Raw genomic sequence first — 19,903 nt, forward strand, 5'->3', positions numbered from 1 at the left:
TGGCAAATGTGCTTTAAGCACTTATCAGCCTGTAAAGAGTTTAAAAGTGAACGAGGTCGCTCGTTTATATAATTTGAATTTCAGCAATACAATAAATCCGATAGACCCTAACTGTAAAAGCGGTGCGAAAAAATTGCTTCCCCAATCTGTTCCAAATAAGTCGCTCCAGAAATTGGTGTTGATTTCGGTATAAAGATTATTCACGAAAACATTGACCAGAAAGAAGGCTGGCACTAACATATAAACACCTGCATACAACTTGAAAAAATTGTAGGCCAACGACCTAAATTTTTCAAAAACAGCCAAACTGATGACTAATGGAAAAAAAGCTTGCATTATGCCCAACAAAAAGAATCTCTCTGCAAGGAACAAGGGGTAAATGAACAAATCCAATAGCCAGAGAAATATTCCGGCAATAAAGGATAGTATTTTTAAGCCGTATAAAGGTGTAACTAACGCTTCATAAAGCATTGCCATTGCTTTTTTGGCGGCATCCCAAGCACTTACATCCTGTTCGATGTCAATATCTTGCATCTGTAAAGGAAGAAGTGCGGGTGCCGTGTCCCGATATTGGTTTTCGATAGCCACCAAAATAGTGTCGAAAACACCCAATACCTGTGTGGAAAAAATGACTAAAATCACTATTGCAAAGTTTTTTGCCAGTTCCGCAGGGGTCAAACCCCAAGTATAGCCTTCATTGTTGGCAACGCCTTCATTGTACTTTTTTAGGATGTTGATGAGAAAGAACAATATGGCCAAGGTCTTCATTCCCGCAATAGTATATTGCGAGAAATCACTATTTTTTATCGTTTGAAAAATAGTGTCCACATATTCTAACCCTATGCCTAAAAAAATACCTGACATTAGTAATTGGTTTCTCGGTTATTGATTTTGTACTGCATTTCTCGAAATTGAATAATCTCTCGATAGCGTCTGGTTTTTGCTTCAATTTCCGCTACCATTTCCTTGGATTCAAGTTCCTTTTCTTTGAGGACTTCGGCACGTTCGGCATCGGTCATTTTCAGATTGTCATTGGATAGTATTTGGTCGATATACTCCATACCAGCCATAGAGTTCTGAAGGATGGCATCAAAGGAATCTGAAATGCGTGTAACTTCATTTGGTTTAATAAAAGGGGAATTGAGGATTTCCCTCAAATCATCCTGTACAACATCAAACAATCGTTGGTTGTTTCTTGCCAGTTCCCTGACTGCTTGAAGTTGTTTGATGACGTTGTTTACCTTATCGATATTTTCCTTTTGGGTTTTAAGGAATTTTACCGTTTTCATTAAATTGGCAGTCTGTTTACCAGATTCCAATAATGATTTTACAAAAGAGATAAAGTTTGTGTTGTCATACACAGGCATCCCCTGGGCCGAAGCTTTACTTCCAATTAGCACTACAAATAGTGCGGATAACATTAGATTTCTGATAGTGTGTCTCATAATTTTTATTTTTAAGAATTAATAAATATTTTAATGGCTTTCTCCATATTTTGATGTTCTTCAAAATGCTTCATAATGTCTTCGCTTTCTTTGCCATCCGTGAGGTAAGCAGCAAAGACTTCGGGCGGTACTTCCAATCGGAAAATGTTGCTTACCTTTCCGATTTTGATGAACATTTCGGTATATTTTCGTGTTCCTGTAAGGTTGTTACGAATGGATTTTAACTGGTTTAAATCGTGACTGGAAAGGTTGAGCCTGTTTTTTAATTCGGCATAGCCTTTTTCATTACGAAGGCTGTAAATTACTTGGGTGTTTTCAAGAATACTCGCCGATGTGGAATTGTTGGGCAATTGGTTAATGGATTGCAGTATAATCCCAATCGCTCCATTTTGTTTTCTAATGGCTTGATAATAGAATTCTACACTTTCGAGTACATTTCCAAATTTGAGCTGTTTGGCAAACTCGTCGAATAGGATAATTCCCCTCTCGGCTTTATTTCTCCAAATGGTTCTTTGAATGGCAGATTTAATCAGCTTCAACATTACGGAAAGGATTTCCTTATTGTCCTTTACTTCATCAAGTTCAAAAACAATCAGTCTTTTATCCTCAATTTTATAGGTCTGGTCTTCACTTACATTGAACAGGAAGCTGTACAAGCCATCATCCACATATTCAGAGAGAATGTGCAGAAAATCGTAGATGTTGAAATGTTGCTCTTGAATATGTAGTTCTTCTAAAAGGGTGTCTTTTTTTGTATCAACGAACTGGTATAAATTTTCCAAAGAATGTGTACCACCCACATTTTGTAGATAGTAGTACCGAAGTACTTTTTTGACCGCCACTTCTTCAGCTTTAGTCGTTGCTTTGCCCGAAGCCAAGAGCTCTAAAAGGAAGATTGCCAAATCTTCCAATCGCTCTGGTGTCAAATCATTGACATCAGAGATATAAAATGGATTGATACCCAAATTTTTTCCTTGCTCGTAACGAAGGATTATATGGTCGTTTGGATAGAGCTTGGCGAATTTTGAATATGACCCCCCTAAATCAATAATGACCAGTCGGACGCCGACCTCGAAGTACTGCCGTAGAATATTGTTTGCCAAAAAAGATTTTCCCTCTCCAGTAGGTGCGAAAATGGCAAAGTTCCTTGCCTTGATGCGTTTCTTCTTTTCATCCCAGACATCTTTCAGTACAGGAATGTTATGTTGTCTGTCATTAAAGATGACACCTGTGGCATCTGACTGATAGTTGGTATTGTTAATGTACAGGCAAAGAGCGTGTTTTAAATCGGTTACGTATAAATCCTCATTAGAAAAATTGGAAGTAAAACAGCAATATGAGTTTAAGAAATATTGCTTGCGTTCTTCGCCTTTTGGATAATAAGGCACTATATCCAATTCTTTGAATTCGGTTTTTATTTTGGAAGCAATTCTTTCTAATTGTGCTTCATCTTTATCCCAGAATATAATATTTAGATGACCCCTAATAATTCTTGAACTATCGTCCTCATTGATTTTGGTAACAATGTCTTCAATCTTCTTTAAGATGACTTTGTTCTGTGTTCCAAAATTGGAACTCTTTTTGAGTTCTTCAATTTTCTTGTCCAACAGCTTTCGCCATTTGTGCTTATCATCCAAATAAATGATTTGGTTGACAATATGATTTTCATTGAGATTCAACCCTAATCCGTCAATAAATCCTTGGTGGAATACAAAGTCGTCCGAAGTAAATTTATCATTGGTCTTGCTACTCTGAACCACATCGCCATAACACAATTCGCTATTGATGGCCAGCACATCAAAATGATGGTCGCCAATTTCAATATTCGCTTTTTTCAATTGAATGTCGGTATCAAATCCTTCGTTGAATCCATTAAAATAAGCATTGGTCAATGACAGGACTTTATCGATACCCAAAGGCATCAATGACACTTTCCGGCTGTTATTTACAAAGGAAACGGCATCGTTAACAGAAGCAATAAATTCCTGAACGTTATGGTCCATTTGCTTATGAATACCCTTTTCGACCTTGCGGAATGGGTTGGTAAACTTCGGTGCGTTCAAAGCTTTATTGTGCGGAAGTATAAAGAATAGGTAAGAAGAATGTTTAATGAATTCCCGACCTTTAAAATAATCGTGTGTGGCACGTTGCAAAAAGCTTTTGTTCGGAAGTTCTTCCGCCAAATATTCAGCTTTCTGATAGATGTCCTGTTTGTGGATAACCGTGGCAATAGGCAATGATTTAAACGCTTGAAACCACGAACCGTGAATATCCTCAAAATCTTTTTCCGCGAGGGAATAGATTTCAGGATTGTCCACTTGATAGCCCAATACCACATTGCCGTTATTAGCGAACACGATATGGTCTTGAATATCCAAAATAGGATGATATGCCGATAGGTTAATTTTCTTCATAGTACAGACGACTTCCTTTTTTGTTACTAATTGTTTGTGGGAATACCTTTTTGATGTGCATCAATGCAGGGTTTTTGGTAATGTGAGTCAATACGATATACAGTACACCGTTCAATAGAAATACTGAAATGATAACAGTAAAGCTGAACGAAAAGATGATGAACAGCAATGAACCGATAACAACGGTCATCATTAAAGCGAACAATGATATGGGCAGACCCATTATCACGGCTCGCTTGCGTATGTTTTTATAGACCTCGAATCGTTTCATTACACTACGATGCTAATGAGATACGTAAAGATGCCCACGACAGCTCCTGCAATCAATACAAAGACCAATACGCGGGTAATCCCTTTCTTTAAATCGGCATTTTCGCCAAAGAAATGTCCGGCATTAAATAGGAAGCCAATTAAAAAGATAACACCCAGAATAATGGGGAAAATGGTTCGGATAGTATCAGAAACATCGTTTACGGAATCTTCGATACCACCGATTTGTGCAAAAGTTGTACTTGAAATAAGCAATGATAAGATGGTTACATAATGTGATTTTTTCATAATCAAAGTGATTTAGATTTTACGTCAATTTTGATATTTGAAAAATAGTGTATATTGCAATACAAATAACTGATAATCAGTAAATTGTGAATAAAATAAGTTTTGATATCAATTGTTTTTATTTGATGCGAATTGGTATCAAATTTTATGAAAATTGAAAAGTGCTATGTTGATAACTCTAAAATTTTGGAAGTGGATAAGGCCCAAAAACGTCAGTTTTGTGATTTTGATGCTACAATTCTGTGTGATTTTCGGTCAACAAAAAGTCATTATCATCGACCCTGGACACGGTGGAAAAGATACTGGTGCAATCGGTACAAATAGTATTCAAGAAAAGGATGTATCGTTAAGTATTGCCAAAGAGATTATAAGGCTAAATAAAACCCTCTTAAATAACGAGTTTGATATGTATTCGACCAGATATAAGGACACTTTAATTTCTTTATCCGAAAGAAGTCGATTGGCTGAAAGCTTAAAGGCTGATGTGTTTGTATCGTTACATTGCAATGCCTCTAACACATCGGCAAAAGGAATGGACATTTACGTGCATAATACCAACGATGTAGAAGTACTTATAAAGAAATCTATCGGAATGGGATTGTCCATTTTGGAAGAAAGCACTCTGAAATTGGGCTTTAAAAAACGAGCAGTTCGATTCGCAAATTTTCAAGTGCTACGTGAAAATATCGAAATTCGCCCTGCTATACTCATCGAAATGGGCTTTATTTCGAGCACCGATGAAGCGGACTATTTTTTAAAGATTAAAAATATAAGAGCAATGGCCTTGGCTATTTTAATGGGATTGTATAACTATTTAAATGTTGGATTATGAAGGAAATATTTATGGAAATTGTAAAGAGCATTAGAAAGATTATTATAACTATCTTCAAAGAGATAATTAAAACTAAAAATCCTCAATCCTAAATTTTAGTTTTTTGTCAAAATATAACTTGTCAAAATAATTTTGTAGGGTTGGGTCAGTAAAAACAACATATTCACTTTCACATATTTCTTTGAAGTTCTTTGGGTCTTTTAGGAACATAGCACATACATCCAATTCATCATTGGTTATTAATCTTCCGTGTAGTAATTCTCTATGCTCCAAAAAGTCAAAAATCTTTCTGGACGGATTACTGAAACTATTGTAAAGCACTTTCAAAAAAGTTTCTAAATCATCGACATATATTGACCAAGGGTAAGGGTCTTCATTATTTTTCCTTTTAAGCATTAATCCTAAATCGGTTTGTATGGAAGCAAATCTTTCTGAAGTGACTACAATGCAAAAAATCTCGTGAATTTCATTCGTGATAATTACCTCCGATTTATTTTTCAAGCTAACAATAACCTTTTCATTGTTTAACAATTCCTGTTCAACCTGATAGCATTGGTCATAACCTTTTTGAATACAGTCGTTAAAGTCAGATTTAATTCTTTGGTATGCTTGTTCCGTAACCCTTCGTGGTTCTCTATATCTTGAAGCCTTACATTCAATGATATAGGCGTTATTATCCACAAGGATTAATATATCTTTTTCTTCTGGCTCGTTGTTTATGTAATAGTTGGTGAAAATTTTAATCCTTTTTGATTTTTTGAAGAATTTTTTAAATATATCCAAAGTATGGCTTTCCAAAACAACTTTTCCTCTACGGAAATTTACTTGTTCTTTTTCCTTTTTTGTTTGAGTAAGCGTGGTATAAAGTAAATCATATAGAGTTGAAGGCAATTGTTTTTGATATACGTTTAAATACTGATTATCACTAATTTTTATAATCGGTTTATTTTCTAAAGGATTTTGTTGGGAATAAAATAAATTACTATGATTATCTTTAATATCAATTGAAAATAAGTTACAGAAAACATCAATATGTTTTTCTTCAAAAGAGGGGTAAAAATCTTGTTTGGAAAAAAGTAAACATTGGTGGGGTTTCTCAAAAAAATTCAAAAAACTTTCTTGGGTCTCATTCGAAAGTTCTAACAGCTTATCTGTAAACTCATTCTCTGCTAATAATCCATTTGCAGATTGCCGAGCCAGTTTGTCAAAGCCTTTGTCTAAAATAAATGACTTTGAATTTATTGACTTTGCACGATAAATTAATTCAGAATGATTGCATAAATTAATTAAGGTTTTTAAATCGATTTCTAATCTTTCCTGTATTTTATCTTGATAAGGTTTAAACATCCTAATAACCTTATTTACCTCTTGTTCTCTATAATTTAATATTCCGTTTTGAAAGTAATTTTTGAATGCTAATTCGTGAACAAGTAATTTTTGTCTTTTATCAGAAATCTCATCAAATTCATTTCCATCATAATTTTCTGATAAATAGAAACTAACTATCTCTAAAAGAATATCAGCAACTTGCTGAAGTACTAAATCATTTTTTTCTGAATAATGAAGTTCTTCCTTGCCTTCCAATGGTGTAGAGAGTCTTAACATTATCAGATATAAAGAGTCCTTCAATTTTGACTTGAATTTTTCTGAAAATCCAATATTGCTTCTTTCTGGATGGTGTCTAATAAAATCAGCAAAAAAACATACAAAGCTCTCTTTTGAATAACGAGAGATTATTTTTTGAATTTCTAATGATTTTTGTTCTAAATCTATTTTCTTCATTTTATCCTAAAAACACTATGCTTAATTTTTCAAATCGTTCCAAATGAATTACAATATTTTTATATTTCATCAAATTCAAAATTAAGATTTTGCAATTCTGGGGTAATCTCTAACGGGTTTCCTTTTTTGGTTTGTCTGCCAGTTTCTGATATCAAGTGTAAATTGGTTTTGGCTCTTGAACAGATAACATAAAGTAGTTTTTTTGAAGCGGCAACAGGGTCTCCAGTAAAAATGTCATTCCAATGTGGGATATACCCATTTAGCAAACCATAAGCAATAACGGTTTCAAATTCTTCTCCTTTAACACCAACGCAAGTATTGATGACGACGCCTGACATTTCTCTATAAAAACTCATAAATGATGCTATGTCACTTGGAACTTGAAACGTTGGGTCTTCAAGACGGCTCTTTATTACATCGAAAAAGGTCTTCCTATTTATAAGAAGTTGTGCGTAAATAGTTTGGTCAATCCCAACAGCCTCTAAAAACTGGTCAAAACAATCATTAAGATAATCGATACCTTCAGTTTCATTGGATGTTATCGAGTTTATCAATTTCAATACATTTCGCTCTGTTTGATATTGTTCGCTGAATTCAGTATTGGTATGTTCTTTAAAGTTTTCAATTACTTCAGAACACCATTTGTATCGTAATGAATATATTTTTGGTTGTGGCTGTGTTAAGAACAACCTCGATAACTTATACCAAATGTTATTTCGATTTTTTGACATTGGTGCTAAACCTGAAGCATCAAAATTTACATCTGGTAGTTTGGCTCTCAACTGTTTTGTGATAGTAGTTATTAACCACCATTGCGGAACCAATACGCATATTTCATCTTCTGGAATTCCATTATCTAAACTATGCTCTATAAGTCGTCCAATTTCATCTACTAAATATCCTTTGTCAATGGTGTTATTGTACGTTATTATACTATCAACGTCTTTATTAGTACCAATAGCTTCGATTTTAATTGGGTTTGTCTGGAATATAGAGTAAAAGTCAATAATTCTTTGTGTTGACCTATAATTTCCAGAAAGCGTAAGTTGCTCAATAGGTAAAGTTTTTAACTCTTCTTGTATTTCTTCCAAATTTTTGGCAATGCCACCCAAAGATGCGTAAATTGCTTGGTCTGTATCTCCTACTAAAAATAGATTTGAGCTACCTTCCCCAGTTGTTACAATGGAAGAAATAATTGCGTAAAGCAAATCCTGTGTATCTTGATATTCATCAACACATATAAGGCTAAAAATGTTCGATAACGTTTTTTTTATTTTAGGATGCTTGGTTAAGAGTTTGTATGAATAATATAGTAGAAGCTCGAAATCAATTAATTTCTCTGCTTGTAGCCTTTCGTGATAATCCTTAAGAACTCTTTTTTGAATTGTTTTTGATTCAGCGAATGTGCCGTCCCTATTGAATCTAAAATTAATTGGGTCAATAGGTTTTAATTTATGCTTTTCTTTAAGTTCGCTTATGATATCCGAGGCATAAGTTTCATCTGCAATTAAATAGCCATTTTCAAGTTCTGGTAAATAACAGGAATAGGGTTTAATAATCCATTCGAGACAGAATGAATGCAAAGTGCCAGACCAAACTCTTTTGCTATTAATTCCCATTGCGTTTAATCTGCGATATATTTCTTCAGAGGCTCTTACAGTAAAAGTCAGGGCAACAATTCTCTGCTTACTGTCTAAATCAATATTTTTTAGAGCATAAGCGAGTTTATGAATAATCACTCGTGTTTTTCCACTTCCAGGGCAAGCAGTAAGAAGTACATTTCCATTTTTAACAACGGCATCTTTTTGTTGGTCGCTTAAAGTATCTAAAATCATATAAACGATAAAAATTTAGTAAACTGGTCATTAGGAAAGTTAGCTATATAGTCATCAATAACCTGTTGGTCTTCTTTATCCTTAAAACTAATTTTTGTTGCTACATCGTAATAACTATCATTTTTACTACGACTAATTTTTCGTAACCTGTATTTAGCAGTTTTAGCTTTAGACGCATTATTTAGATGGGAAGATGCAAAGGCAACGGCTTTCAAAATATATTCAGGAATATAAGTATTGTAAACTAAATTATCTGCAACAACCAAAGCCAGCCAACCTTTACCTTTTTTATCAGCCAATCGTAAAACTTCTACACCAGCAATCGAAACTGATTTATCTTCTAACTTTTTCTTTGAAGCATCAATAGCTGCTTGTTGTTTGAAAATTTCAGTAAGTGATTGTATGTATTCGTGACTGTTCCCGTTCAAAAGAAAATCAACTTCAAAAGTGTAATCAGAGTAAAAAGGAATCAAAAAGTCGTTTTTGTTACAAAATTTATCCAATTCTTTTTTTCTTTCAGCTCCACTAATTTGCGAAGCTCTACAATGCTTTTGATAAACAGTATCATCAGCTTCAATTGCAGGTAAATTGACTATGCTGGCATCCAAGTCAGTCAGTATGGAACAGTTTTTCTGAATTCTATCTTTATGGAAAAGTCTTGCGACATTTTTAAAGCCCGTACTTCCAATGTTTACGAGACTTACGCCAATTTCATCGAGCGAAATTCCAAAGACTTTTTTAAACATTTGAGGAATGAGAATTTGTTCTGCATCGCCTTCAACCAAAACAACGCCTTTCGCAAAAAGCAAGTTGCTTCTAATGGCGTCCAAGTACCTTTCGGCTCTTGTTATATAATCATCATCAAGATTGTTAGCTGGTTGATATACCAAAGTCTGCATATTTCCTCGGCTTAAAATATTTACTGAACTTATTCGGCTTACAGATGAAATGTGAGTAGAATGCGTTGAAATAATAACCTGTGTTTTATTGGTTTGCACATTATCAAACAGGGTTTTTTGAATATGCGTATGAATATGTGCTTCCGGTTCTTCTATTAAAAGAAAATTTGCAATTCTATCCGTTCTGATTTTTTCATACTCCAATAGCTTTAGTGATAGGTAAATCATATTTGCACCTCCCAAACTCAACTCCCATATTTTACCCATATAACCTTCTTCATCTGGGTCGCCAACCCATAGTTTGAGTGATTGCAGTAGTTTTTCCATATCATTTGGAAGCTCCGATTTTACATCTATATTAGGGCCGTAAGTAGTACCCACGGCTTCCTTAATACTTTTGTCAATTCCATCTTTTACTTCCTTGACTTCTTTGAGAGAACTAATTTGGTCGTTAAGTTTGTTAACGCTATCAATGATGTCCGTTTGTTTTGAAACTTCAATAGTTTTTTCCTTTCCTCGTAATAAATTAATCAATGGATTAGTAGAATAGGAACGTAAGTCGCTTTCGACATCTCGAAGTGCTTTAATGAACGTACAAGAAACCTCGTTGTGCACACTTATTTCCCTCGGCAGAAACGTTCCAAAAATCAATTCTTCTTTATCATCTGGGTTTGGGAATTCAACAGTATCAAAATCGCCAACATACTTTTTATAGGTAGTATCATCACTAAAATCTCCAGAGCCTCTGCACAAGTAAGATGTTTCATAATCATCAATCGTAAGTTTATCAAGAAAAAGCTGAAGCCCTGCTACACTTTTACCTGCGGTTTGTGAATAATCATAAAGTTCTTTTCTAAACTGATATTTTGGTCTAAAGTACACCGAGTAACTTCCAGTCTTTTTGCTGCCTTCCATATCTCCCGAAGATTGTACTGCCAGTACCTGTGCTTCTTCACTCGCATCCAGTTCGTCAAAAGTAACCGATAAAATTATCCAATGTCCAGCCCATTTACCCAGACCTCGGTTAAAGTCAGACTCATTAAATCTTATATATCTTGGAAGTTTATCATCGATTAAAACTCGTAAAGCAAAAAAGAGATTGGTTTTACCTGAACCGTTTTCTCCTAAAATAGTATTTATACCTTTTTTAAAGATGAATTTTGATTTATAGAAATTTCTAAAATTCCTAATGGATAGTGAACTTATATGCATAATAATTATTTTGAAACAATAAAAAAGCCAATGATTTCCCATTAGCTTTTTAAACATTAATATTAAGCGTAATCGCCTATAAATATAGTGAAATGTCTTTTTAAATTCTTACGGATTCCTGCAATTTGTTAAAATCTTATTAAGACATATCTTTGCTTTTAGAAGTTGAAATTTTAGACATTTTTTTGTAAATTACATCTAATTTGAGCGTTATAATCTCTAATGTAAATTAGAATGAAAGCGATAGCAATTTTCTTTTTGAATGTACTTCAAAATATCTTGGGGATGACCTTTGGTTTACTGTTTCCACGTAAAACTAAACGGAATTCGTACAAGGCTTTATCTGATGTTGACAAGGTAAAATACCTTGAAAAAAGAAGACAATGCAAAGGATATAAAAAACAATGGCTATATTATAGATGCAGAGAAGAAGGTTTGCTGGAAGCGTATAATGAATTATTCAAAACTGAACTTGAAAAACAAGATTCAGGAACGAAATTTAGCTTTGGTAAATACCGAGGGGAATTTGTTGAAGATATTTGGGAATCTGATAAAGAGTATGTCAATTGGCTTTCCCAACAAGATTGGTTGGCTCAATATTTGGATGAAAGCGATATGATACACGAACTACTTCTTTTAGAGGAAGAAAACCAAAATTAGATTTAATCCCTTTTATCACGACTGCTTTTATCAAAGGCAATTAAATTGAACAGTTGTCGTATCCTTGAACGTACCCTATTCCCATAACGTTCCTCCAATTCTTTGGCATTTAGGTTTGTAGTCGCGTGGGTCTTAATTTTGTGGCTTAAAAATAAATCATAGCGAGAAAGTATGATTTCGCCCATTACATTACAGTCCTTACCAAAATGCCTTCCGGTTGGTTCTACGCCCAAATCATCAAAACAATAAAATCTCTTATCGCCATAATTTTCAATTATGGTGTAGCCAATATTGTTAAATGCAAAGGCAATGTTTCGTGTGGGTATAACCTCATACGATTTCTGATGTGGCACAATATGAAGTAACAATTTCATCAAACTGGTTTTTCCGCATCCAACAGGACCAGAAAGTAAAATGCCTTTATTGATGTCGATATTTAATTTTTTACAATTAGCTTCATCCTTGATAAAATAATTACAGAGCTTGAACAGAATATCACGGTCTTCTTCAAAAATTTTAAATTTCTTGCCAAATAGCAATTTTCCTTTGGCATTGAGGTAAGTGAGCATTTTATCAAAATCATAAAGCATTTGATTGTCTTTCAGTTCTCCCAATGAATATTGAACGCTACCCTCGATAATGATATGTGGTTTGTGGGGATTCATAAGGGTTCATTGTAGTTTTTGTTGGAACTTGTCTTTAGGTTGTCCGTATTTTGGCTAACTGCGACCATTGTTTTTTCTTCTTTTATCTCGTCCGCTTTTAACATCCAGTTGCGAGCTGTGGCGTGCCAATCGACAATTTTTGTTTTGCCACCTACTTTCCAGCCGATACCTTGGTAGTGGTTGTAAAATTTTTTGGCTTCCAATTCTGGCCAATTTTCTTTTTCAAAAAAATCAATCACTTCATTTTCATTTTTTGGCTTGTCAAGTTTAGTATCATTTGTATTGTTTTTTCCTGTTTGTATATGTTTGTTTATAGATACCACCGCTTGTCCATCGCTTGTCCCGATACTGGTACGACTTGGGTACAGAGCTTGTCCATCACTTGTCCCAAAATTGAACATCTTGATTCGACTTCCTTTAAAGGGGTTGTGTGAGGGTTCGTAAAACAGGTATTTCCAATGGTGCAGTTCTTTGATGCAACGATGGTAAGTGGTTTTTGACCCAATCTTGGAAAACCGCATCGCTTCTTCTCGGTTGATATAGAATTCCATTGGAAAGTGATAGTTGTTCCACAACTGAAATAATGCCACATACAAACTGATGTGCGTGGGATTTAAACGGCCGTCTTTTGAGAATTGTAAGAATACTGCGTTTAAGTGCTTTATGTAATTGACCTGCTCCAAAACGATACTAGAATTTATTATGAATTTTGTTATTTTCCATTACGCTCATTATTTCTTCATAATCGTAATAGAGTACACCGCCAACTTTTGTGTAGGGCAATGTGCCATTGATTCTTAAATTCTGTAAAGTGCCTGAAGAGATTCCCAAAAGTTTTTTTATTTCAGGGGATTTTAACCACCTTTTGGTAATATGGCCAGATTGGCTGTTGAGTAGTTCCTTGATATCATCGAGCAGTTCCAGTTTGAACTCTCGAAGGTCGTCTGTGGTAATAATACTTGTAGGCATAATAGAACGGATTAAAAGAAAGGGACTACCGTTTTGCTTCCATCTAAAATGATAGCCCCTGACCTGATTTGACTTTCGTTCTACAAAATTGGGGTAGTTTGATGGATTTTATTCACAAGTTAAGCTTACTTGGGTATTTTTTTTCTCTCATTTTCAATGTAATACAATATAGGGTTTTGTTACTTTCCAAAAAAAATACCCTATCTAAAAACCACCAAATAAAATGAGATTTTCCTCAAAATGAGAAACACCCAAGTTGAAGCATCTTGGGTGTTTTATTTTACGTTGTCAGTATCATCCATCCTTTTGGTCAACTGCTTTTTCAGTATATCCAAAAATTTGGTTCTGCCATTTTTACGCATACGTATTTCCAGAAAAGCTCTGTAATAATCGCCCAAGTCCACTTTAAACGTTTTTTCAACAAAATAGGCAATATCTTTAATGTCAACAGTACCATTATTTATGACATCTGTGCTGTGCAAAGCGTATATCAGTTCAATTAAATATATTTTGTGGGCTGTCCAGGTAATTTTGGTTTTACTTTGTAACAATTTTAAACTTGCATAATTTCCATTATTTTCCAATTTATCAATTTCCCGTTTTAAGTGTACAATCAAAAGGTCGTAGGCTAAAATTGTGGCCACGGTACTATCGTGGCTTGTTGCAAATTGTTCATCTACAAAAAAGTGAAATGAATCCGGGAATAACCGAATATCTGCCTTGCCTCTCAAAAAATATTGTTCATCAAATACAGTTGCTTCCCTACGGTAATAATGGTAAAAATCGAGATTGTCGTTAAAATAAGTTTGAAGTTTTTCAATATAATTGTTCAAATATTTTACTTGAGATTTATTACTTCCTCTTGGTCTTTTACCTTCAATATTAAATAGTTTTACATAATAAATGAGCTTGCTATAAATTTTTGGTTTAGTACACTTAAAAAAAGATATTTCCTCTAGCTTGGTTTCAAATTCATAGTCAACTATGATACTTCTAACTTTCTTAAGGGTTTGCTTTGCAAGTTTAATCCCTTTTTCAGCTCTCACTAAAATATCTTCTTCTTCTATTTCAAGAATATTTAATTCAGAGTCTAATTTTTTTAATATGTCGTCGTAATTTGTTGTCATTTATTTTCGGTATCATTATTACCGTTTCATATTTTGCAAAAACGTTGCATTTAAAATTATAAGTAACGTTAAATTAGGAAAGTTAAAACCAGTCAATTTATCCTTCACAACTCTTGCATATTTTATAGCTATGCTAAATATTTTCTTTAATTTTTATTAATCACTTAAACAGATATAAAATACTTTAGGAACTGCAAGAACAGTACAAAGCAGATTAACAGGATAACAACGATTATAATACCAATCCAAATTATTTTATCTTTTTTAGTAATGCTTTTTTTTAGAGATGGTACTTTATTGTTTTTTTTATCTCGTCTATTTTCTAACATAGAATATCATTTTTGCTATGAACCAACGAATCACTTCCACTTCATCTGCTGTAACTCCAAAGACCACTTGGAACATTATATTCTCGCACTTAATCAATGCTTATGAATATTCCCTTTTAGTACAAAATAGTATAATAGGAATGCGGTTATTACCACAAAAATTATTGCAAGAATCCCATTGAACTTATCTTTTTTTGTGATTTTGTTATTCGATGATTTATTAACTTTCTTATTTCTTTTATTTCTCTGTTCTTGATACATCGCTTTTGATTATTACCATTTCATCTTCTGCAATCTTACAGCGTTTAAAATAGCCAACAAAGCCACTCCCACATCCGCAAATACAGCTTCCCACATTGTTGCCAGACCGCCTGCACCCAAAACAAGTACAATAGCTTTTACTCCAAAAGCAAGCGCAATATTTTGATATACAATACGTCTGGTTGAACGACCTATTTTAATAGCTTTTGCAATTTTGCTCGGTTGGTCTGTTTGGATGATAACATCTGCGGTCTCAATGGCGACATCGCTACCTAAACCACCCATTGCAATACCTACATCACTTGCTGCCAATACTGGTGCATCGTTGATACCGTCTCCAATAAAAGCTACTCTTCCGTCATTTTCGGACATCAGTTTTTCAACTTCTGCCAATTTATCTTCTGGAAGCAATCCACCTTTTGCCCAATCTACACCCATTTCTTTGGCAACTTGTTGAGTAATGGAATCCTTATCGCCCGAAAGCATTATGATTTTTGAAATACCCGATTCCCGAATTTGATTAATGGCTTCGTGGGCATCATCCTTTAACTCGTCTGCAATGATTACATAACCAGCAAATTTGCCTTCAATGGAAACCATCACGATAGATTCTACAATGTTGTCGGTATCAGATGGAACTTCGATATTATTTGAAGTCATCAATGGTTTGTTCCCAACCAATACGGTTTTGCCGTTTACTGTTCCTTTTAAGCCTTTTCCTGCTATTTCACTTACTTCGGAAGCTTGAAAATATTCGCTATCAGCTTTATACTCCAAAATGGCCTTGGCAATGGGATGGGTGGATTGTTCTTCCATCGCCATTAGGTATTTCATCATTTCGGTTTCGCTCAATGACCCATCTCTTACAACAACATTTTTTATTTTGAAAACACCTTTGGTTACAGTTCCTGTTTTGTCCATAACAACGGTATTAACCTTTGTCATTTCATCCAAATACGATGCTCCTTTAAACAGAATACCATTTTTTGAAGCTGCTCCCAATCCCCCGAAATAACCCAACGGAATTGAAATGACTAAAGCACACGGACAGGAAATGACCAAGAAAATCAATGCTCTGTACAACCAATCGCTAAAGACATAATCGTCCACAAAAAAGTAGGGTATAAACGTTAATCCAATCGCGAGAAAGACAACGATTGGTGTATAGATTCTTGCGAACTTTCTAATGAACAATTCGGTTTTTGATTTCCGTGCGGTGGCGTTTTGCACCATATCAAGAATTCTTGCAATGGAACTATCCTTAAATTCTTTGGTAGTTTCAATTTCAATAACTCCATCCAGATTGATGCTTCCTGCAAATACTTTTTCTCCTTTTTCAATGGTATCGGGTTTGCTTTCGCCCGTTAATGCTGCGGTATTGAACGAGCCTTTTTCGGACAGTAAAATACCATCCAAAGGGATTTTTTCGCCCACACGTACTTGTATTTTTTCGCCAATAGCAACGATTTCGGGATTTACAGAAACATAATTGTTGTTCCTATAGACCAAGGCTTCATTAGGTCGTACATCCAATAATGCCTTGATGCTTCCCTTGGCTTTTTTAACGGCGGCACTTTGGAACAATTCGCCTACAGCATAAAACAACATTACTGCCACACCTTCGGGATATTCGCCAATGGCGAATGCACCTATGGTTGCGATGGACATCAATAAAAACTCTGTAAAGAAATCCCCATTTTTGATGCTTTTCCATCCTTCCTTTATTACAGGAAAACCTACTGGAAGGTATGCGACTGCATACCAGACGATACGTATCCAATCTTTAAAAAATGCTACGTCAAAATAATCCACCGCAATACCAATAATCAGCATTACAAAGCTGAAAATTGCTGGCAAATAGGTTTTGAATTTCTCTATGTTTTCTGAACTGCTATGGTTGCGGCCATCATTGCGCTTGTGAGTATCTGATGAAGTTTTGTTCAAATCTCTTAAATTCAGTTTCTTTTTTTTCATTAATTCGATTATAATTTCATTTAAATCTATGGTTATTCCAATCTCAACACCATTTGGGCAAACTGCACCTCTATGGTATCATCGATACCCTCTATTAAGGAATCCAAACCAGTATTTGAAACCAATAATTGTCCGGTTGCACTTATCAGGCAGGACATACTTACTCCTTGTTCTATATGGGTAAGGGTTGCTTTAAATTGTGATTTAAAAGATTTTCCTTGATAAGTAACATCTATCAACCAATTAAAGTTGATAGGGTCGTGCCGTTTTGATAAAAAATCCTGTGATGGAATAGTGCCCGTGAACCGAAGCATTAAAGGGTCTTCCCGCTGTTGTAAAGTGGCATTGATTTCAGGAATATCTGTTGATAAAGTCTTAAGGTCGAGTACACCATTAACCACTTTGGAATCATAATCAAGATATAAGGCCAATTTATGGCTTTCTGCCTTGACTGGTTTATCATCAACCAAAGTCATCATCATAATATGACCTTCTTCAGTTGTATAAATTTTTTGGGCGTTTGCCGTATAATAACAAACCAATAAGGTTATTAAAATACAATGTTTAACATTCATAATATCCATCTTTAATTGTATAATTAAAAAAAGCAGCTTCTACTTTTGCTTTTAATGCTATTAATCATTTTGCTTTAAAAAGCCTCATAAAAGCTGCCTGCTATTAATTAAGTTTTCACTTAATTTATTTTAAATAAAAAATTTCACTCTTTCACATAACTATTTACCGCTACTTATTATCTATATCCTTTTCTCTTTTACCGAAATAATACATCAGCGCCAAACTGGCACCTAATAGCCCAAACAGAATATTCTCGAAAATTTGATTCCCATTGATATTCAAAATTTCAATGGAATTATTTATTAAATAATCCCACCAATTAATTTCATAATTCTGGCTGCTAAACGTGAAAATTGTTATCCCAAGAGGTTGAAGGATAAAAACACCTATGGCAAACCCAATTAGTATGGTAATAAGAATATTCTTTTTATTCATCGTCTGTCTTTTACGGAAGTAGCTTACTGGCTCTCAATCCAACTTTTGGCATCTTCCTTTTGGTCTATATTGAAATACTTAATTTCGGCGTTCGTAAAAGGTTTCATAAATTGGGTTATCCAATTCTGCCATTTTTTATCTCCTACCATTGCTATTTTTTCATAGTCTCTGGCGTGGGCCGTATCCATTTTGAGGTCTTCCCATAAACCAGGCAAGTCCCAACCCGTAAAATTATCCATCTCAAAATACCAACGAACCTTCATTCCCTTATCCAGTATAGCGTGGATAAGTGGATGGATTTTTTCTATGTCTTCTTTTTTCAATTTGCCCGAAGCTTTTGTTGCAACAATATTTTTTTCTTTTAATTCGATTATTTGTAACATTTTATATAATTTTTAATTAATTATTATCCTTCTAAATCGTAAAACCATTCTTCAGCCATTACAACTGCTTTTTTGATGGCTTTTTCTTTTGAAAAGTCTTCCTTTTCGATTAATTCTTTTGCAATTTCAATTGCTTTTTTCCTTACCGATGGATTAAGGGCGTCAAGCTCTGTTCTAAATTCTTCAAATGTCCAGTCCATAAAAAATGTATTAGTGGTTAAACAATTCGTTTTCTTCTTTACCATCTACCTCTTTTCTTGGTCTTTTATCCAAAAAATAATCGAGTATTATTCCCACTATTATCGCTCCTACAAAGGCAGCGTAAACCAATCCATCATACTGAATAATTAGCATTAGGCTAACCAATATGGCCAAAATGGGCAGTATTGGAACTTTGCCAATAGACAATGGCACTCTGAAAGGTCTGTTCTGTGTTGGTTCTTTAAAACGTAAAACAATGAGTGCAATATTTACGGCTACAAACACAAGCAGTGCGCCTAAAGAAGACATACCCGCTACAATTTTAATATCGCCCAATAGCAAAAAACAAGCGACCGCAGCCATAACCACAAATGTGGTTACCCAAGGTACTTTTTGTGCATTTACTTTAGTCATAAATTTTGGAAGTTCGCCCACGCTTGCCATTCCGAACAATAACCTACTTATGGAAATGATACCGCTAAATGCAGCATTAGCCGTGGCAAATAATGCTGCAACTGCCAAAACTACTGGTAGCCAAGAGTTAAGATTCGATGCCGCCAAAGACAAGGGCGAATCCACCTTTGATATTGCAATTGGGTCAGCAATATTGAGTACAGTAAATGAGATAAGCAAATAGAAGATGGTGGTAATTACCATTGTCAATAAAAAGGCACGAGGAATCGTTTTTCCTGGATTTTTAACTTCTGAACCTAACGATGCCATATGCTCAAAACCTGTATAGACAAAAAACAAAGTCGCCGTGGCCGCAAGTGTCCCAGAGAATGAGTTGATTTGAAAAATTTCAGCTTTTGGCAAGCCTGTTTCTTTAAGGCCTATAAAGATAAGAATGAGCAAACCCAACAATTGGATACTGACCATTATAATATTAGCAGTAGATGATTTCTTTATACCTGTAATACTTATCAAAGCAAGCAATAACAATACACCATAGCTTATCAATAATCCCGGTACTTCAAAAAAGGTATTGAAATATCCCGAAAATGCCAGCAGTACCGCCGCAATTGTTGCCGAACTATGGAAAGCAACGGTCCAACCCGTAAGAAAAGAAGGAATGTCGATTTTTGGAAATGCTTTCCTTACAAATATAAATTCTGCGCCAGCATTTGGGTAGGTAGATGATAATTCGGCATAGGACATTGCAGAAATACTGGCTGCAACTGCTGCAAAAATAAAGCTCAACCAAATATCGGTTCCTGCCTGTCCGGCTGCCGCGCCAATCACAGTATAGATTCCTGCGCCCACAATCGTGCCAACGCCATAAAAGGTAAGCCGTAGCGTACCCAAGGATTTTTTTAGTTCTGCCATTATATTTTTTAAGTTAGAGA

20 protein-coding genes are annotated in these 19,903 nt (G+C 34.7%); 3 read left to right on the top strand and 17 right to left on the bottom strand.

The window, feature by feature from the left end:
* Positions 1 to 24 precede the first annotated feature (24 nt).
* Genes ACU1LP_RS00310 through ACU1LP_RS00320 form a run of 3 tightly spaced genes read right to left on the bottom strand, consistent with a single transcriptional unit; the run spans position 25 to position 3,859 of the window.
* Positions 25 to 864, bottom strand: a complete 840-nt coding sequence (locus ACU1LP_RS00310; protein WP_083645081.1) for a hypothetical protein — start codon at positions 862 to 864, stop codon at positions 25 to 27.
* Positions 864 to 1,421 carry a conjugal transfer protein gene (locus ACU1LP_RS00315; RefSeq protein WP_445733363.1) on the bottom strand — a complete coding sequence of 186 codons (558 nt, stop codon included), beginning with the start codon at positions 1,419 to 1,421 and terminating at the stop codon, positions 864 to 866. Before ACU1LP_RS00315 ends, ACU1LP_RS00310 begins: the two co-directional genes overlap by 1 nt.
* A 35-nt stretch (positions 1,422 to 1,456) precedes the next feature.
* On the bottom strand, positions 1,457 to 3,859 hold the full coding sequence (locus ACU1LP_RS00320; RefSeq protein WP_445733353.1) for a TraG family conjugative transposon ATPase: 2,403 nt from the start codon (positions 3,857 to 3,859) through the stop codon (positions 1,457 to 1,459).
* A 128-nt stretch (positions 3,860 to 3,987) separates the two neighbouring features.
* Between ACU1LP_RS00320 and ACU1LP_RS00325 the strand changes: the two genes are divergently transcribed.
* A complete protein-coding gene (locus ACU1LP_RS00325; protein WP_445735238.1) occupies positions 3,988 to 4,113 on the top strand; it encodes a hypothetical protein in 126 nt (41 codons plus the stop codon).
* 16 nt (positions 4,114 to 4,129) lie between these two features.
* Here the strand turns inward: ACU1LP_RS00325 and ACU1LP_RS00330 are convergent, their stop codons facing one another.
* A complete protein-coding gene (locus ACU1LP_RS00330; RefSeq protein ID WP_025743366.1) occupies positions 4,130 to 4,417 on the bottom strand; it encodes a hypothetical protein in 288 nt (95 codons plus the stop codon).
* A 229-nt stretch (positions 4,418 to 4,646) separates the two neighbouring features.
* On the opposite strand from ACU1LP_RS00330, the gene ACU1LP_RS00335 reads away from it, so the two are divergent.
* The gene (locus ACU1LP_RS00335; RefSeq protein WP_445733362.1) at positions 4,647 to 5,249 is read left to right on the top strand and encodes an N-acetylmuramoyl-L-alanine amidase family protein; all 603 of its coding nucleotides are present in this window, start codon (positions 4,647 to 4,649) and stop codon (positions 5,247 to 5,249) included.
* Positions 5,250 to 5,321: 72 nt separating this feature from the next.
* Here ACU1LP_RS00335 and ACU1LP_RS00340 read toward each other — a convergent pair whose 3' ends face one another.
* From ACU1LP_RS00340 to ACU1LP_RS00350, 3 genes are read right to left on the bottom strand one after another with little or no spacing between them, the layout of a single operon-like run.
* Positions 5,322 to 7,031, bottom strand: coding sequence for a hypothetical protein (locus tag ACU1LP_RS00340; protein WP_445733351.1), 1,710 nt, complete (start codon positions 7,029 to 7,031; stop codon positions 5,322 to 5,324).
* 59 nt (positions 7,032 to 7,090) lie between these two features.
* Positions 7,091 to 8,866, bottom strand: a complete 1,776-nt coding sequence (locus ACU1LP_RS00345; protein WP_445735239.1) for a UvrD-helicase domain-containing protein — start codon at positions 8,864 to 8,866, stop codon at positions 7,091 to 7,093.
* Positions 8,863 to 10,977, bottom strand: a complete 2,115-nt coding sequence (locus tag ACU1LP_RS00350) for an ATP-dependent nuclease (RefSeq protein ID WP_445733349.1) — start codon at positions 10,975 to 10,977, stop codon at positions 8,863 to 8,865. The genes ACU1LP_RS00345 and ACU1LP_RS00350 overlap by 4 nt, the downstream gene beginning before the upstream one ends.
* 234 nt (positions 10,978 to 11,211) lie before the next feature.
* On the opposite strand from ACU1LP_RS00350, the gene ACU1LP_RS00355 reads away from it, so the two are divergent.
* Positions 11,212 to 11,637 (top strand): exodeoxyribonuclease X C-terminal domain-containing protein, encoded by a 426-nt coding sequence (locus ACU1LP_RS00355; RefSeq protein ID WP_445735240.1) that lies wholly within the window; start codon positions 11,212 to 11,214, stop codon positions 11,635 to 11,637.
* Positions 11,638 to 11,639: 2 nt separating this feature from the next.
* Here ACU1LP_RS00355 and ACU1LP_RS00360 read toward each other — a convergent pair whose 3' ends face one another.
* The 10 genes from ACU1LP_RS00360 to ACU1LP_RS00405 all read right to left on the bottom strand — a co-directional run bounded on the left by ACU1LP_RS00360 (position 11,640) and on the right by ACU1LP_RS00405 (position 19,883).
* Complete coding sequence (locus tag ACU1LP_RS00360) at positions 11,640 to 12,302, bottom strand: ATPase (protein WP_445733347.1); 663 nt, start codon at positions 12,300 to 12,302, stop codon at positions 11,640 to 11,642.
* Positions 12,299 to 12,853 (bottom strand): hypothetical protein, encoded by a 555-nt coding sequence (locus ACU1LP_RS00365; protein ID WP_445735241.1) that lies wholly within the window; start codon positions 12,851 to 12,853, stop codon positions 12,299 to 12,301. Before ACU1LP_RS00365 ends, ACU1LP_RS00360 begins: the two co-directional genes overlap by 4 nt.
* 139 nt (positions 12,854 to 12,992) lie before the next feature.
* Positions 12,993 to 13,271, bottom strand: coding sequence for a helix-turn-helix domain-containing protein (locus ACU1LP_RS00370; RefSeq protein ID WP_445733345.1), 279 nt, complete (start codon positions 13,269 to 13,271; stop codon positions 12,993 to 12,995).
* Between the two features lie 275 nt (positions 13,272 to 13,546).
* Positions 13,547 to 14,398 (bottom strand): RteC domain-containing protein, encoded by an 852-nt coding sequence (locus ACU1LP_RS00375; protein ID WP_445733344.1) that lies wholly within the window; start codon positions 14,396 to 14,398, stop codon positions 13,547 to 13,549.
* A 602-nt stretch (positions 14,399 to 15,000) separates the two neighbouring features.
* The gene (locus ACU1LP_RS00380; RefSeq protein WP_445733343.1) at positions 15,001 to 16,962 is read right to left on the bottom strand and encodes a heavy metal translocating P-type ATPase; all 1,962 of its coding nucleotides are present in this window, start codon (positions 16,960 to 16,962) and stop codon (positions 15,001 to 15,003) included.
* 32 nt (positions 16,963 to 16,994) lie between these two features.
* Complete coding sequence (locus ACU1LP_RS00385) at positions 16,995 to 17,537, bottom strand: hypothetical protein (protein WP_445733342.1); 543 nt, start codon at positions 17,535 to 17,537, stop codon at positions 16,995 to 16,997.
* Between the two features lie 169 nt (positions 17,538 to 17,706).
* Positions 17,707 to 17,973 (bottom strand): hypothetical protein, encoded by a 267-nt coding sequence (locus ACU1LP_RS00390; protein ID WP_445733341.1) that lies wholly within the window; start codon positions 17,971 to 17,973, stop codon positions 17,707 to 17,709.
* A 23-nt stretch (positions 17,974 to 17,996) separates the two neighbouring features.
* On the bottom strand, positions 17,997 to 18,356 hold the full coding sequence (locus ACU1LP_RS00395; RefSeq protein WP_445733340.1) for a SpoIIAA family protein: 360 nt from the start codon (positions 18,354 to 18,356) through the stop codon (positions 17,997 to 17,999).
* A 23-nt stretch (positions 18,357 to 18,379) separates the two neighbouring features.
* Complete coding sequence (locus tag ACU1LP_RS00400) at positions 18,380 to 18,556, bottom strand: hypothetical protein (RefSeq protein ID WP_197022145.1); 177 nt, start codon at positions 18,554 to 18,556, stop codon at positions 18,380 to 18,382.
* 10 nt (positions 18,557 to 18,566) lie between these two features.
* On the bottom strand, positions 18,567 to 19,883 hold the full coding sequence (locus ACU1LP_RS00405) for an APC family permease (protein WP_445733339.1): 1,317 nt from the start codon (positions 19,881 to 19,883) through the stop codon (positions 18,567 to 18,569).
* Between the last annotated feature and the right edge of the window lie 20 nt (positions 19,884 to 19,903).

The sequence above is a fragment of the Mariniflexile sp. genome, assembly GCF_052728615.1.